Source organism: Gynurincola endophyticus, from assembly GCF_003991195.1.
In the GTDB taxonomy this organism is placed as follows: domain Bacteria; phylum Bacteroidota; class Bacteroidia; order Chitinophagales; family Chitinophagaceae; genus Gynurincola; species Gynurincola endophyticus.
Map to the genome: position 1 here is coordinate 86,564 of NZ_RCWL01000004.1, position 13,922 is coordinate 100,485.

Genomic DNA, 13,922 nt, shown 5'->3' on the forward strand with positions numbered 1-13,922 from the left:
AAGATTTATCACATTCCATACAAGGGACTCCTGATTTCGTAAATGCAATTATAAAATAGTGTCGAAAATTTGCAGCAATCTAACTGAAATTAAAAATGATCAACTTTTTAACCCGATGGGGCATTGTTGCCGTACTGTTTTTAACCGTTTCCTGTACGAAAGAATCTGCTCCGGCAGACAATGACCAAAAAAGCACCTGGGTATACGATTTAGCTGGCGACACCGGTGCCGCAATGGGTGATAATTCCGAAGGAAAAGAAAAACGGGGCTTCTATACCTTTCTGTTCAGATTCAGGGATCAGCGTCAGATATGGCTGCGTACTGCTGCAGACTCTGCTCAATGGCTTCCTACGGCAGATTGGGATCTGGCCTTTACCGGTCCGTACAATAGTGAAATTTTTGCCAATGATGCATCAAAGGAATATAATCCTGCCAAAGAATATGATGGAGTGGGTACGGCAAAAGTAGTGATGCTGGATAAAGCATATCACCTGGTAACGGAAGCACCTGACGATGCTGTTTTTGAAACTTCAGAAGTCAACAAAATCGGATGGGCGGGTTCTACAACATCTGCCGGCTGGTTTTTCTATAGCCTGAGTTCTCACATTATGCAGCCGATTAAGAGCAGAACATACGTCATCAAATTAAATAGTGGCAAATTCGCCAAGCTTGAATTGTTAAATGCATATCAGGGTAATCCTCCTGTAGTAACCGATTTAAACTGGCCTGCGCCCTATTTTACTTTCAGGTATTATGTTCAGGAAGATGGGAGTAGAAACCTGAATACAAATTAAGCGAACTATCACAAAATATAAAGAGCACCATACAATCGTATTATACACTTACTCAGTTGCTTTAATTTAATTCACACACACTAATAAAAGAAAAATGGAAAGGAGAACTCTATGGCTTTTAATGCTGACTGTTCTGTTGGCATTTACTGCCTGTTCAAAAGATGATGATAACGAACCTGATCCGGAACCGGAACCAACGGCGGATTTTTATTACAAATTACATCGTGTTGAGAATTTTGCTGTAGAAAATGATGACAGTAATCCAACGCAGGCAAAACCGGCAGTAGCTTTCAGTCTGTACAACAAACAAGAAGTACCTACCAGCTACCTGAAAACTAACAGATGGGATATTTCATTCAGTAACCTCTATAATAGTTTCTTAGGTGGAAACAACGGTGCGGATCTCAACAATGCCGGTTACGGCGGTGCCTCCAGAGGAGGAATATTAATACTTGAAAAACACTTTGATGAAGTAACCGAAGTACCTGCTAACGCCGTGTTCAGAACTGCCAGTGGTATTATTGGTACAGACGATTCAGGTGCGTTTGGAGAAGGTATCGGCTGGTACCTGTATGATTTCGGCGGTAACATTGTAGGAGATGGTACAATACAAAAGCAACACATTGCCTATGCACTCAGCGAAGGAGTTACCACCAACGATCAACTTACTGTAAAACCACGTACAATCATTGTTAAAACAGCAAAAAACGATTATGCTAAGATCAAAATGATCAGTTGTTACAAAAACCTGTTTACACCGGAGGAGTGGTACAAAGACGCTCCAAAAATGTTCTTCACATTTGAATACGTAGTAATTCCGGGAGGAGAAACAAAATTTGAAATAAAACCCTAAATAACCCAGACATGAATTCTTTAAAGAATATTTTTTTAATCCTGCTCTCAGTTGTATTTTTTGGTACTGCCTGTACAAAAACAGAAGATTTACCCCCTTTAAGTCAGAGCCAGTTATTAAGTTTTAAAGTTGCTACACTTGATGGTGAGCTGGTAGCTGCAGTTGATCAGACAGATAAAACAATCACCATATATGTTCCTTTCTATTATGAATTTGATGTAATTGACCCGATTATTACAGTTTCAGCGGGTGCCCGATTAAAAGAAGAAGTACTTCCGGTAAGTGTGCTGGCAGATGATGTTCAATACACTGTGATCGGATCAGACAATAGCGAAACCGTTTATGCCCTTACAGTTAAGTTACTTCAGCTCACTCCTCTCACCATGAGAGAATTATCATCCGAAACCAACACTGCCACTATGGTTATCGGAGCTTATAACGTAAAAGTATACGGAAGCTTTAATACTACTGACGCCAGCAAAATCACCATTTTTGTAGTAGATGAAGAAGGAAATGAATATCCTACCAATGCCAATACCGGGTTCGGCCCTGCAAGTGTTGCTGTAACACAAAATGGCAATGGACTGAAAGAATATTCATTCGGTAATATACAAATACCTCAAACGCTTACACCGGGATTATATTATATAAGAGGAAAAGTATTAGGACAGGTAGGCACTACAAAGTATCCGGTGAGAATGGTATGGGGATTACCGGTATTTGTTTACGCTACTATTGATGTTAAAGCCACCGAAACGTTTAAACTGGAAACCGCAAGTGCTGCACTGAATGACGTCAGAAGAGTTTACTTCATTGTAAACGGTGTAGAAAAAGATCTTGAAATTGTTAGTCAGACCTATAGAGATGTAACAGTTCGCGTACCGTCAGATATGCCTCCGGGATCTTATAATCCAAAAGTAGTTTGTGGAACTGTTGGAACGGCCTCTCCTTTCTGGAACATTACCATCAGCGAATAACCCCTGTCAAAACCTTTAAAAATTAAACATGTACTTAATTAATAAACTTACTCATAAAACAATTCTTTCATCAATAGGAACCATTGTTCTTTTATCAGCTGTATTGTTCTCGTGCAAAAAAGAAGATGCTAAAATTCCCTATACTGAAGTTGTAAATTTCACTGTTGATGTTGAAGGCGAAGCTGTAAAAGCGGCTGTTGATAATGACAAAATCATTTTATACTGGCCGTTAGAAAAGGATATTCCTGAAACAATCAGCCCGGTGATCAATGTATCAAAAAATGCTACTATCAGTCCGGCTTCAGGAGCTACAATTTCTACCACTGAAACAGTAGTTTACACTGTTACGTCAGAAACTGGTGCTGTACGTAAGTACACATTATACATTCCGAATAACAAAGTAAAACCTTACATAAAATCATGGGATGGACTGACTCTCTACAATGGAAAAGCATTTATAGTGGAAGGCAATCAGATTAATATACGCGGAGATTATTTCAGTACAAAAGAAAACGGATCTCGTGTATTCATTACCAATGAAAACAATCAGGAAGTAGAAGCTGAAATAGTGGCTAAAACCGGATTAGTATTTGGTTTCAGACCAAAAGAAATAGGAACATATAAAAAGTTCAGATTCGAATCAGCAGGATACACTTTTACTTTTGATACTGTATTTCATTACGTAAGCGATCCATTCTCACGTATATCCTACCCTACTGAAAATATAACAGTAAAACAGGGAGAAGATTTTGTATTAACAGGAAAAAACCTTGACAAAATCAGCAGTGTAGTTCTAACAAAATTAAGTGGTGGTGATCAATATGAACTGGTGATCAAGAATGCTACTTCAGCAACGATTACACTGACAACTCCCGCAACAATACCAACCGGAGAATATAATTATTTACTTTATAAGCAAAATGCAGGAGAGTATCACGACATTATAAATGGCCAGCTTGCTTTATGGGAAACTGCAATAATAGTAACCAATTAATACTTACATCAATGAGCTATTGTTGTCAATAGCTCATTCTTACAATCATACAAAAATACACGACTATGTTAAGTAACAGCATCAAAGAAGCTACCAAAAGTGCCCATCAGCAATTAGAAGTAGTGGTAGTAAAAAAGTTAAAAGCTATCAGAAGTCATGCAGATTATGCAGATTTATTAAAACACTTTTATTCATATTTCAGTACGGTAGAAAAAACTATCGCTCCATACATTACGACTGAAGTGTTACCTGATTACAGTCAGAGACGTACTTCTATTTACCTGAAACAGGATATCGAAGCGTTAGGGTTTTCAACACAAGAACTACCTGCTGCACAAGCTCCTGAAATCAATAGTACTATTGAAGCATTAGGTGCTTTATATGTAATGGAAGGTAGTATAATGGGTGGTAAAATCATCGTTCAGATGTTAGAAAAAGGTGGTATTACCAATGGAGTTTCGTTTTTTTCAGGATACGGAGAAAATACCGGCAGAATGTGGGGTGCATTTACAGAAGTAATGAATCACCATGCACCTACCGAAGCTGATGAGCAAAAAGCGATTCATGCCGCCAATGAAACTTTCAGCAGATTCGGCGATGTTTTTACTTCTTCACTGGTAGCAAACTCATAGTACTATATTTTCATTGACGGCAGGCAATTATCTGAGATCCGTTTTTTACGAAACACTACTTTCTTAGATAAAAAATATCTGCCGTCAATTTTTCAAACTGTTTAGCATACAAAATTTACCGAAAAGCATACAAATGAAATCCAAATTCGTAAATGAAAAACATTGATTGTACATCAATTTTGCATTTTAGAATGATTGTATAGCAAAATTATTAAACCCTGTAATTCAAAATGTATCAGAAAAGGAATTTTGTAGAAAAAGTAAAATTAGCAGCAGCACTAGTACTGTCTTTATCACTCGTGCTGGTATCCTGCTCAAAAGATAAAGAAATTATTGAAGACGAAGAGCCTCCGGTAGGCACAGAACATTACTATAAACTGCACCGGATTAATAACCTGCCTACCGGATCAGAAGAATCGTCTGTTTCGCTAGACAATCGCCCTCCTATTTATTTAAATTTTGCTACCGGCACACTGGTAGATGCCAGATACGCTAAAACAAGCAGATGGGATATGGCATTAGGAGGAATGTTTAATTGTTATTTCTCAGGAAATAATGGTACTAATGGTACTAACTTAGGATTTATGGGGCCCGGTGTTGGAGGAATTTATATTGTTGATAAACCTTTTGACGAGGTTATTGAAATTCCGAGCGACAATCTGTTTCAAACCGCTGCTGATGTTTACGGATCAGATGCAGCGGGCAATTTCGGCGATCGTATTGGTTGGTTTTTGTATGACTTCGATGGCGTTATTGTCAGCGATGGAAGACCGGAGAAACAACACGTCGCTTATGCTTTAGCCGAACCATTAACACTTACTAACGGAAAAGTCTTATCACCCAGAACAGTAATTGTTCGTACTGCAAAAGGTGATTATGTAAAAATAAAAATGATCAGTTGTTATAAAGATATCTATACACAAGCTGACTGGTACATTAATTCACCATTCATCTATTTCACCTTTGAATATGTGGTGGTACCAAAAGGAAGCAACAGATTTGAAATCAAATAATAACTTTTCAAAAGAAACTATCATGAAATATTCTTTCAAAAGAGTATATCTTTTAACTGCTTTATTCGGAGTTTGCACCATCATTTTCAGTGCCTGCACCAAAACAGAGAAATTACCAGACGAACCTAAGAACAAAATCACTGCTTACAAAATAGAAACAGCAGAAGGTATTTTATTCGGCGCCATCGATAATATCAATAATACCATTAAAGTATATATACCGTATTATTTCGACTTTGCTATCATCGACCCTATCATTGAATTGAGTGAAGGGGCTAAGCTTAAAAACGAAGCAGAGCCAATTGAAATCGATGCACAGGATTATATTTATACAGTAGTAGGTGCTGACAATACTACCCGTGATTATAAACTTATTATTGACATTCAGATTTCAAGACCACTTTGGGTAGAACGTATGGGAACAAGAAGTTATCTCGGAAACGGGTTTTCTGTATATGGTAATTTCAATACAAAAGATGCAACCGAACCGAAGTTGTTCATTGTAGATGAAGAAAATAATGAATATCCTTTAATCATTGCTGAAGGACACAACGTTTCAATTGTTCCGAGTGGAAATAATACTTACGGAATCACCGGTTATTTTTCACCTCAAAATTTGAGTCTGGAAAAACTTTATAAAGTAAGAGCAAAATTCCGTGGAATGACAGCAGATGGTGAGCAATGGTTTGAATTCACTCAATTTCAACCTCAATTCCACAATCTGACACCTTATGTTGAAGTAAAACGTGGTGATACGGTAACTCGTTATGCTTCTGCATCTACATTAGTAAAGCCAACCAGAATGTTTACCTATATTGATGGAGTAGAAACAGAAATGGAAATCATTTCATGGGACTTTGAAAAAATGACTTTTGTTGTTCCTGAAAACATGACTTATGGAATTACCTATGACACACGCGTATCATTCCAGAACTTCATGGACGCTCAAATTATCTTTAACGTTATTGAATAAATTTTCTCATGAAAGATCAAATTTCTAAAAATATACTACTGTTAATAATTTTTGCAGCGTCTTGTTTTACTGCCTGTAAAAAGGAAACAGAAAAATACGACAATACAGAAATAATTCTATTTGAATATACGGATACGAATGGAGAAACCTTGCAGGCACCTGTATATGGTGACACCATTTACGTTTATTGGCCTCCGATGCAGGATATACCGGAAACAATTACACCGGCAATTACCTTACATCAGTCTGCAAATATTTTTCCGGCCAGTGGCCATACATTAAACCTTACCGATAACAACGGTTATACAATTACTGCAGAAAACGGTTCTGTAAAAAAATATAATGTTAAACTGATTATTAATCAACCTTATCCTTTTATCAGTCAGCTACAAAACATTAATACTGCAAATGGTAACAGGTTTTGGGTGAATAATAAAAACCTCACGTTCGCAGGAGATAATTTCCTTTTTGATGGTATGGAAACAAAAGTCTGGGCAAAAGACGAAAGTGGTGTAAAAACTCCGGTAACAATTGTTTCTAATACAGGTGCGCGACTGATTGTTTCAGCCCCTCCAAAAGGCAAATACAAGCTCATCATCGAACTAGGTATCCGTGAGGTAGAATATTTTTACGATGTAGAAGTGATTGAACCATTTGCAACACCGGCCTTTAATTTCACTACCGGCGGTTCAGTAAAAAGAGGTGAAACAATTACCCTTTCAGGAACACTACTCAACAAGATGACAAAAGTTACATTAGGTGATTATTTTGGAGTAAACATTCCATTAACGATCGTTACAGCAACTGAATCATCCATTATGTTACAAGTTCCGTCAGATGCAGCTACCGGATCCTGGAATCTCTTAAAGTTTGAATATTCCGGCGATCAGTATTACAACGCAGGGGCTTTATCAAGTTATTTATCAGGAGCACGTGTTATCAGTATTACACAATAATTTTTTATAGAAACTTAAATAAGTCAAACATTCAGTCCTTTTAAAATCCAAACCAGTGAACTTACTCGGAGATAATTCCGAACCATAGATAACCATTTATCCAAAACAGTAAACACATAGTTGAAATTCAGCTATGTGTTCTGTTGTTTTTAAAGCATATTGTATGTATCATCTGTCAAAAATATTTTTCACATTCATCTTCTTGCTTTTAAGCCATGTTCTCACGGCCCAGAAAGTTAATATCAGTGGCGCCGTGACGGACACTTCAGGCCGGCCTTTAGCAGGAATCACCATCCGGCTTGAACCTGACAGACATCTTACCCAGACAGATGAGAAAGGACAGTTTATTATCAAAAATATTTATCCGGGTAATTATACCCTCATAGCCACTAGTGTTGGTTTTTTAGAACTCAATCAAACAATAACAGTTGAAAGCAATAACAAAAACTTTGTTGCTATTCGCCTGGAGGAAGGCATTAATGAATTAGATGCAGTAACTGTTCATACGATATCTAAAACCAGTAGTCCTGATAACCTGATCAATATTCAACGAGGTGCCATGCCGGTGACAGTCATCAGCAGGGAAACGATTGAGAAAATGGGCAGCAGAAGACTAGATGAAATACTAAAAGAACAAACCGGAATTGCAGTGGTGAATGATATCAGTGGCGGGGCAAGAGCAACGGGTATTCAAATGCAGGGATTCAGTTCTGAATACATCATGATATTAATTGACGGGCAACCGATGGTAGGGAGAAACTCAGGAAGTTTTGATTTATCCCGGATCAGCGTTACCAATATAGAACGGATAGAAATCGTGAAAGGTGCGTCCTCATGTTTATTCGGCAGTGAAGCATTAGGGGGAGCGATCAACATCGTGACGCGACACGGAGCTATACAGCCCCAGGCACTGGCCAATATTCAATATGGCAGTTTAAATATATCAGATGCAACACTTGAAGGAGAAACGCCCTTTCATCATAACAGAGGAACCGTAAATTTATCTGCCAATTATTATCATAGTGACGGATATAATACTGATCCAAACTATATTGCCCGAGGCACTACTGCTCCACCCTACGACGATTACAGTGTTCAGGGAAGAGCCAGGTATCAGCTTTCATCTAAAGGCATCATCGGCATGAGCGGAAGGTATGCTTTACGAAAATCATATATGGAAAAGAGGTTTGAATCTCAGAATGGTAATGTACACACCACCGGTGACAGGCAGGATATCGCAGATATTAATCTTTCAATGTACTATAATCATGATTTTACCAATGGTTTAAAAAGTATGAGCCGCGTTTATGTGACCAGTTATTTATCTGATATGAGTGTAATGTGGCAGCAACAAAACAATGATATCAGTAGTGAAAAATTCAGGCAGACTCTTTATCGCTTTGAACAGCAGTTTGCATATGCATACAATAGTCGTTTGAAATTTACCGGAGGTTTAGGTGCAGGGCTTGAAACGATGAATACCAATGCATATACTGAGGCAGGAAACATGGCTACTTACTTTTCATACCTTCAGCTGGATTGGTTACCCTTTGCCAATACAGAAATTATGGGTGGTATCAGGTATGATGGTCATAATAATTACGGTGGAAAATTAAATCCAAGTATAGGGCTACAACAAAAGCTTAATTCAATAGTATCATTCAGGGTATCTGCAGGAACAGGATTTAAAGCACCTGATTTCAAGAATCGTTTTCAGGTATTTGTGAATCCTACCAGTAATTATATGGTAATTGGTACGGAAGTATTGGCATCAACCTTAGCGCAATTACAAAATGCCGGAGAAATCAGCGAGATCCGTCAGTATCTTTTTAAGCAGATAGCCGGCAATCTTCAACCGGAAAGATCGGTTTCATTAAATACAGGTTTTATCATAAAACCAGCCAAAAATTTAAAGTTTGAAGTGGGTGGCTTTTACCACCGTCTTACCAATCAGATATATAGTGTACAGGTAGCCACCGGCACTGGTAACCGTTTAATATTTTCTTATCAGAATCTTCCAAAATCGTATAATACCGGTTTTGAGGGATCATTTTCATGGGCTCCGATAAGCAATCTTGAAATCAGCGGAGGATATCAGTTTCTGATATCAAAAGACAGGAGTGTGAAGGATAGTATTCTTGCCGGAAATTTTCCCTGGAATAAGGTGAGAAACAACAATACCGGAGAAACATTTACGGCCCGGCCTTCCGACTATTGGGGAATAGAAAACAGATCACGGCATATGGCTAATCTACGGATCATGTACAGTATACCTTCAGCCGGCATCAATATCAGTTTCCGCACCAATTACAGAGGAAAATATGCATTTGGAGATGCGAATAACAATAATTTCATTGACAAGTATGATCACTTTGTGAATGGTTATCTGCTTTTAAATGCATCTATTGAAAAAAAATTATTGCAAGACCGGCTAAGCATCCGGCTTACAGCTGATAATATCAATGATTACACAGATCGATTGATTCCCGGACAGCCCGGCAGGATTATTTTATTTGGAGCAAGTTATCGATTTCAAAAGTATTAAATTGAAAATAAAAATGCCGGTAATATTACCGGCATTTTTATTTTCGATATATACATAACCATTCAGCCCGTTTATATCGGGTAATTATCTGTAATCATTGATCTATTTATTTTTTTACATTTTCAATATACTTTTTTTATACAACACTATACTCCTCCAACCACCTTCATAGTGTTATAAAATATTGTTCCCCTTTATACTGTTGATTTATATACCGCTCTGCTCCTGTAAAACCCGCTAAGCGGTATTTAACGAGCAATAACAATAAACCCCAGTGTGATTCATCAAGATGTAAATACATCCAACGAATCTTGCCAACATAAAAATGCCAGCACAATCAAAAACAGCATGCTATACAATATATTATACGCAGCAGTTTTCAATAAAGATGACAATAACTAAAAAAAATATAGAAACTACAAAAGTTCAGAGAAATTTATTCGAAGTAAAGCATTCTGAATGCAGTAGCAAGAATACCTATTCCTGCCAGTAAAGTTATGATGGCTATTACATGTTCACTGCTCTGATGCACTACAAATTTTTCAGGATTCGTTTTATCATAAAAAACAATCATTGATCGTCCTTTACTATAATAAGATAATGTATTGGGGAAATAATTTAAGGGTTTACCATTTAACAGCTGCGTTTCTGCGGAATATTCTATGACAGGTGTATTCTTATTTTTGTAAAACGGACTTTCAGAAGGGTCTCCGAAACCTACAACCAGGCCACTTGTTTTTTTTCCAACATATTTTAATCTCAAAAATGACCATAGCCTTACAACTGACATATACATCAGTAACAAAGCTATCATCAACAGAATAAAAAAACTGATACTGAAATTCATAGGATAAACAATTAAACAGTTAAGATTGGTATAACAATATACTCCTTCCAGCCATCTAAATATTAGAAATGGTCTCTACTAATATAATCATTCCTCCCGATAAAACAAAAGCAAAATACTCCAATCAATACAGGGAAATTGAGCGCTGTCTAAAATAAACATTGTCACAACACTATCCATTAGTAATTCACCAGTTTTAAGCTAGGAATTACCACTTATTTCTACCCAATTAGTGATAGCAGCTAAAAAGAGTTTTCCAAAATTGAGGAAAAGAACACAACCTACTAAAAATAAAATGATTGAAGTAATATGTTCACTCAGCTGATCGATTACAAATCGCTCAGGTTGTTGACGGTTATAATAAACAATGACTTTTCTACCTCTTCCGTAGTTCGATAAAGTGGTGGGAAAATGATTTAACGGCTTTCCGCTAACAATTTGTGAAGATGCAGTAAATTCTATTACAGGAACCTGTGGACGAATTTTAATCGGAATACGTGACATAGCAAGATCAGAGACAACTCCATCAGTTTTAATACCATTATTCTTTAATTTAATAAACGCAATCAACCTTCTGGAAGCAGCGTAAATCAACAATAATGTACCTAAAACGGCTATGGCAAGAATAATAATCATCAGCAACAGTATTTAAAGTATAAATCATTAACAGATAAATCAACAGCAACTTATATTCCACATCTGTCAGTTAATGATACATACTTCAAATTCTTTCTGTTATAATGAATTACATAATAGCCTATCTTAATAAGATACGATTTTTATTTGAATTTTCCAAAATTCTTTTTCTATACTGTACCGGGCTCACTTTACGCATTGTTTTAAAAAAATGAGACAAATGACTTTCATCTGTAAAGCCGAATTCATCAGCAATTTGTTTCATGTTTAATGCAGGAGTTTCAAGCCTCTTTTCAATGAGTTTAGTTCGGTACTCATTGAGATAGCTTTTATAACTAATAGAAAAATTTCGTTTGAAATAATCACTAAAATACGTAGATGCAATATTAAATCTGGAAGCTATATTTTTGATTTGTACCTGTGAAGGATTATATATATGCTGATGTATATATGAAATCAATTCCTCTTTATCAGGCTGTCCATTATCAATCCGGATATTTAGTTTTGCTGCAGCTTCTTTTATTAAACCGAAAATAGATAAAATCTGATAGTACACCAGTGGAGATGTTGCTACATCTTTTCTACAACTATAAGCAACTATATTTTCTATGGTATTCTGAAGAATCGAAACACAGGGTTCATTCATTTTCAACTTTACTTCTTTGAGCAGTTTATTCCTCATAATGCTCTCCGGAGTAATCAGCAAAAATGCATCAGGCTGGTGCATTTTATGACCGGCAAAATAACTGTCTGTAAACTTAATAAAAGTAAAGTGTGTACTTTTCGTAATCTCAAAACGATGTTTATCTTCCGGACTTAATATAAATAAATCACCTTTCTTATAAGGAATCTGATTATTGTTTAAAAGATGCAAACCCATCCCCTTTCTGATATACACCATTTCATAATATGTATGGCTATGCACAGGTAAATGAAAGGTTTCTTCTTCAAAATCATGAATCACTAATCTGTCAAACTGCGTTCTTTTCATTATATTTTATTAAGCGCATATTATATATATACAACTGTTTATGATATTTCTACAATTATAAAGTTAAGTTTTTTTTTGAACTTTGTTTTTTATTAAGGAATGCTAACAATCAAACTGATAGTCAGTCGGTTATCAAACCGGTTATTTTTTATTCTTTTCACTTCATCATTTATTTTGCCGTTTCTTGGAATCAATATTGATACAGTATTGGTATGATGATGACATTACACGGTCAGATATGATTTACAAAATGAATAACTGACAAGCATAGCTGTCAAACATTAATAAAAAATTAATGAACTAACAACTATTAACTCATAACCTATTAATTATTGATTATGAAAATATCTTACACTATTACTACTGTTCTGTTAGCTTTTGTAATTTTTATTGCATCGTGTAGAAATCAGCATCCGGATTTTGCTAAGGAAGGACTTCTGTTGAGAAGCGTAACACTCATTGATGGTAGCGGAGATGAACCGAAAAGAAGTGTTGACATTCTTATTAAAGGAGATACTATTTCAGCTATTGGCACCGGCCTCGATACCGGCACTGCCGCTAATGTTATCTTCCTCAGCGGAAAAACTGTAATGCCCGCTCTGATCAGCGCACACGTGCATGTAGGCAACGTGAAAGGAACCGAAAGCAATGCGGAATTTTATACACGCGAAAATATTGTCAACCAATTAAACAGATATGCCGACTATGGCGTATTAAATGTACTCTCTTTAGGAAGCGATCGCTCTTTATTATTTGAAGCCGGTATCAGAGATTCCTCAGTAGCAGGATCATTACCTGGTGCACGCCTTCAATCAGCCGGCTATGGGTTTGGGGTTTTAAACGGAACTCCACCGGTTGAATTCGGTATGACCAGCGTACTACGCCCTTCTACCCCACAACAGGTTAAACCTTTAATGGATAGCCTGATAACACTGCATCCTTCCGTAATAAAAATATGGGTAGATGACTTCGGAGGAAAATATAAAAAAATGGAACCTTCCATTTATAAAGCCATCATAGACGAAGCACATAAAAATAATGTACGGGTTGCTTCACATGCTTATTATCTTTCAGATGCCAGACAATTAGTGAACGACGGCGTAGACATTATTGCCCATAGTATTCGTGATAGTATTATTGACGATGCACTGATACAACAAATGAAATCAAAAGGAATTATTTACATTCCTACACTTACGCTCGATCAATATGCTTATATCTATGCTTCGAAACCCGATTGGGCAGACGATGCATTCTTCAAAGCTTCATTAGAACCGGGCGTATATGAAATGATTACTTCAGAGAAATATCAAAACGATATTAAAAACTCTGCTGTGTATGCCATAAATGAACAAGCTTTCAAAAATGCTGCACAAAATCTTAAAAAACTTTTTGATGCCGGTGTTCTTATTGCACTTGGCACCGATAGTGGCGCTACCCCTGTACGTGCACAAGGGTTTAGTGAACATTTTGAACTTGAGTTAATGGTACAGGCAGGACTAACACCCCTGGAAGCCATTACCACCGCCACACGTAATGCCGCTAAAGCACTAAAGATTGATCATAAATACGGTACCCTGGAAGAAGGTAAAATTGCCGATTTTATTATTGTAGACGGTGACCCATCTATCAATATTAAAGACACCAGAAAAATCAATGCAGTATACAAAGCAGGAAAAACAATCAGTCCAAAACCGGAAAAACAGTAACA

At 36.7% G+C, this 13,922-nt stretch carries 13 protein-coding genes; 10 read left to right on the top strand and 3 right to left on the bottom strand.

Annotated features, from left to right (window positions below; all coding sequences use genetic code 11):
* Nucleotides 1-95: 95 nt before the first annotated feature.
* From D9O48_RS09340 to D9O48_RS09380, 9 genes are all read left to right on the top strand, one after another.
* Nucleotides 96-794: an HmuY family protein gene (locus tag D9O48_RS09340; protein ID WP_126972701.1), complete on the top strand. Its 699-nt coding sequence runs from the start codon at nucleotides 96-98 to the stop codon at nucleotides 792-794.
* A gap of 94 nt (nucleotides 795-888) precedes the next feature.
* Complete coding sequence (locus D9O48_RS09345; RefSeq protein ID WP_126972702.1) at nucleotides 889-1,647, top strand: HmuY family protein; 759 nt, start codon at nucleotides 889-891, stop codon at nucleotides 1,645-1,647.
* A gap of 11 nt (nucleotides 1,648-1,658) precedes the next feature.
* Nucleotides 1,659-2,624 carry a hypothetical protein gene (locus D9O48_RS09350; protein WP_126972703.1) on the top strand — a complete coding sequence of 322 codons (966 nt, stop codon included), beginning with the start codon at nucleotides 1,659-1,661 and terminating at the stop codon, nucleotides 2,622-2,624.
* 28 nt (nucleotides 2,625-2,652) lie between these two features.
* Nucleotides 2,653-3,618, top strand: a complete 966-nt coding sequence (locus D9O48_RS09355) for a hypothetical protein (protein ID WP_126972704.1) — start codon at nucleotides 2,653-2,655, stop codon at nucleotides 3,616-3,618.
* Between the two features lie 65 nt (nucleotides 3,619-3,683).
* Nucleotides 3,684-4,250 (top strand): biliverdin-producing heme oxygenase, encoded by a 567-nt coding sequence (locus tag D9O48_RS09360; protein ID WP_126972705.1) that lies wholly within the window; start codon nucleotides 3,684-3,686, stop codon nucleotides 4,248-4,250.
* Between the two features lie 230 nt (nucleotides 4,251-4,480).
* On the top strand, nucleotides 4,481-5,263 hold the full coding sequence (locus D9O48_RS09365; RefSeq protein WP_126972706.1) for an HmuY family protein: 783 nt from the start codon (nucleotides 4,481-4,483) through the stop codon (nucleotides 5,261-5,263).
* 22 nt (nucleotides 5,264-5,285) lie between these two features.
* The gene (locus D9O48_RS09370) at nucleotides 5,286-6,236 is read left to right on the top strand and encodes a hypothetical protein (RefSeq protein ID WP_126972707.1); all 951 of its coding nucleotides are present in this window, start codon (nucleotides 5,286-5,288) and stop codon (nucleotides 6,234-6,236) included.
* Between the two features lie 8 nt (nucleotides 6,237-6,244).
* Nucleotides 6,245-7,192 carry a hypothetical protein gene (locus D9O48_RS09375; RefSeq protein ID WP_126972708.1) on the top strand — a complete coding sequence of 316 codons (948 nt, stop codon included), beginning with the start codon at nucleotides 6,245-6,247 and terminating at the stop codon, nucleotides 7,190-7,192.
* 253 nt (nucleotides 7,193-7,445) lie between these two features.
* Nucleotides 7,446-9,737 carry a TonB-dependent receptor gene (locus D9O48_RS09380; RefSeq protein WP_158624859.1) on the top strand — a complete coding sequence of 764 codons (2,292 nt, stop codon included), beginning with the start codon at nucleotides 7,446-7,448 and terminating at the stop codon, nucleotides 9,735-9,737.
* A gap of 436 nt (nucleotides 9,738-10,173) precedes the next feature.
* On the opposite strand, the gene D9O48_RS09385 is transcribed toward D9O48_RS09380, so the two are convergent.
* From D9O48_RS09385 to D9O48_RS09395, 3 genes are all read right to left on the bottom strand, one after another.
* On the bottom strand, nucleotides 10,174-10,584 hold the full coding sequence (locus D9O48_RS09385) for a DUF3592 domain-containing protein (RefSeq protein WP_126972710.1): 411 nt from the start codon (nucleotides 10,582-10,584) through the stop codon (nucleotides 10,174-10,176).
* A gap of 201 nt (nucleotides 10,585-10,785) precedes the next feature.
* Nucleotides 10,786-11,220: a DUF3592 domain-containing protein gene (locus tag D9O48_RS09390; protein ID WP_126972711.1), complete on the bottom strand. Its 435-nt coding sequence runs from the start codon at nucleotides 11,218-11,220 to the stop codon at nucleotides 10,786-10,788.
* 121 nt (nucleotides 11,221-11,341) lie between these two features.
* Entirely contained in the window at nucleotides 11,342-12,211 is an 870-nt protein-coding gene (locus tag D9O48_RS09395) for an AraC family transcriptional regulator (protein ID WP_126972712.1), read from the bottom strand.
* Between the two features lie 338 nt (nucleotides 12,212-12,549).
* On the opposite strand from D9O48_RS09395, the gene D9O48_RS09400 reads away from it, so the two are divergent.
* Nucleotides 12,550-13,920 (top strand): amidohydrolase family protein, encoded by a 1,371-nt coding sequence (locus D9O48_RS09400; RefSeq protein ID WP_126972713.1) that lies wholly within the window; start codon nucleotides 12,550-12,552, stop codon nucleotides 13,918-13,920.
* The last annotated feature ends 2 nt before the right edge of the window (nucleotides 13,921-13,922 follow it).

Bases quoted from the DNA above. Each gene is read 5' to 3' on its own strand.
- D9O48_RS09340 (WP_126972701.1), top strand. From the start codon at position 96: ATGATCAACTTTTTAACCCGATGGGGCATTGTTGCCGTACTGTTTTTA.
- D9O48_RS09345 (WP_126972702.1), top strand. From the start codon at position 889: ATGGAAAGGAGAACTCTATGGCTTTTAATGCTGACTGTTCTGTTGGCA.
- D9O48_RS09350 (WP_126972703.1), top strand. From the start codon at position 1,659: ATGAATTCTTTAAAGAATATTTTTTTAATCCTGCTCTCAGTTGTATTT.
- D9O48_RS09355 (WP_126972704.1), top strand. From the start codon at position 2,653: ATGTACTTAATTAATAAACTTACTCATAAAACAATTCTTTCATCAATA.
- D9O48_RS09360 (WP_126972705.1), top strand. From the start codon at position 3,684: ATGTTAAGTAACAGCATCAAAGAAGCTACCAAAAGTGCCCATCAGCAA.
- D9O48_RS09365 (WP_126972706.1), top strand. From the start codon at position 4,481: ATGTATCAGAAAAGGAATTTTGTAGAAAAAGTAAAATTAGCAGCAGCA.
- D9O48_RS09370 (WP_126972707.1), top strand. From the start codon at position 5,286: ATGAAATATTCTTTCAAAAGAGTATATCTTTTAACTGCTTTATTCGGA.
- D9O48_RS09375 (WP_126972708.1), top strand. From the start codon at position 6,245: ATGAAAGATCAAATTTCTAAAAATATACTACTGTTAATAATTTTTGCA.
- D9O48_RS09385 (WP_126972710.1), bottom strand. From the start codon at position 10,584: ATGAATTTCAGTATCAGTTTTTTTATTCTGTTGATGATAGCTTTGTTA.
- D9O48_RS09390 (WP_126972711.1), bottom strand. From the start codon at position 11,220: ATGATTATTATTCTTGCCATAGCCGTTTTAGGTACATTATTGTTGATT.
- D9O48_RS09395 (WP_126972712.1), bottom strand. From the start codon at position 12,211: ATGAAAAGAACGCAGTTTGACAGATTAGTGATTCATGATTTTGAAGAA.
- D9O48_RS09400 (WP_126972713.1), top strand. From the start codon at position 12,550: ATGAAAATATCTTACACTATTACTACTGTTCTGTTAGCTTTTGTAATT.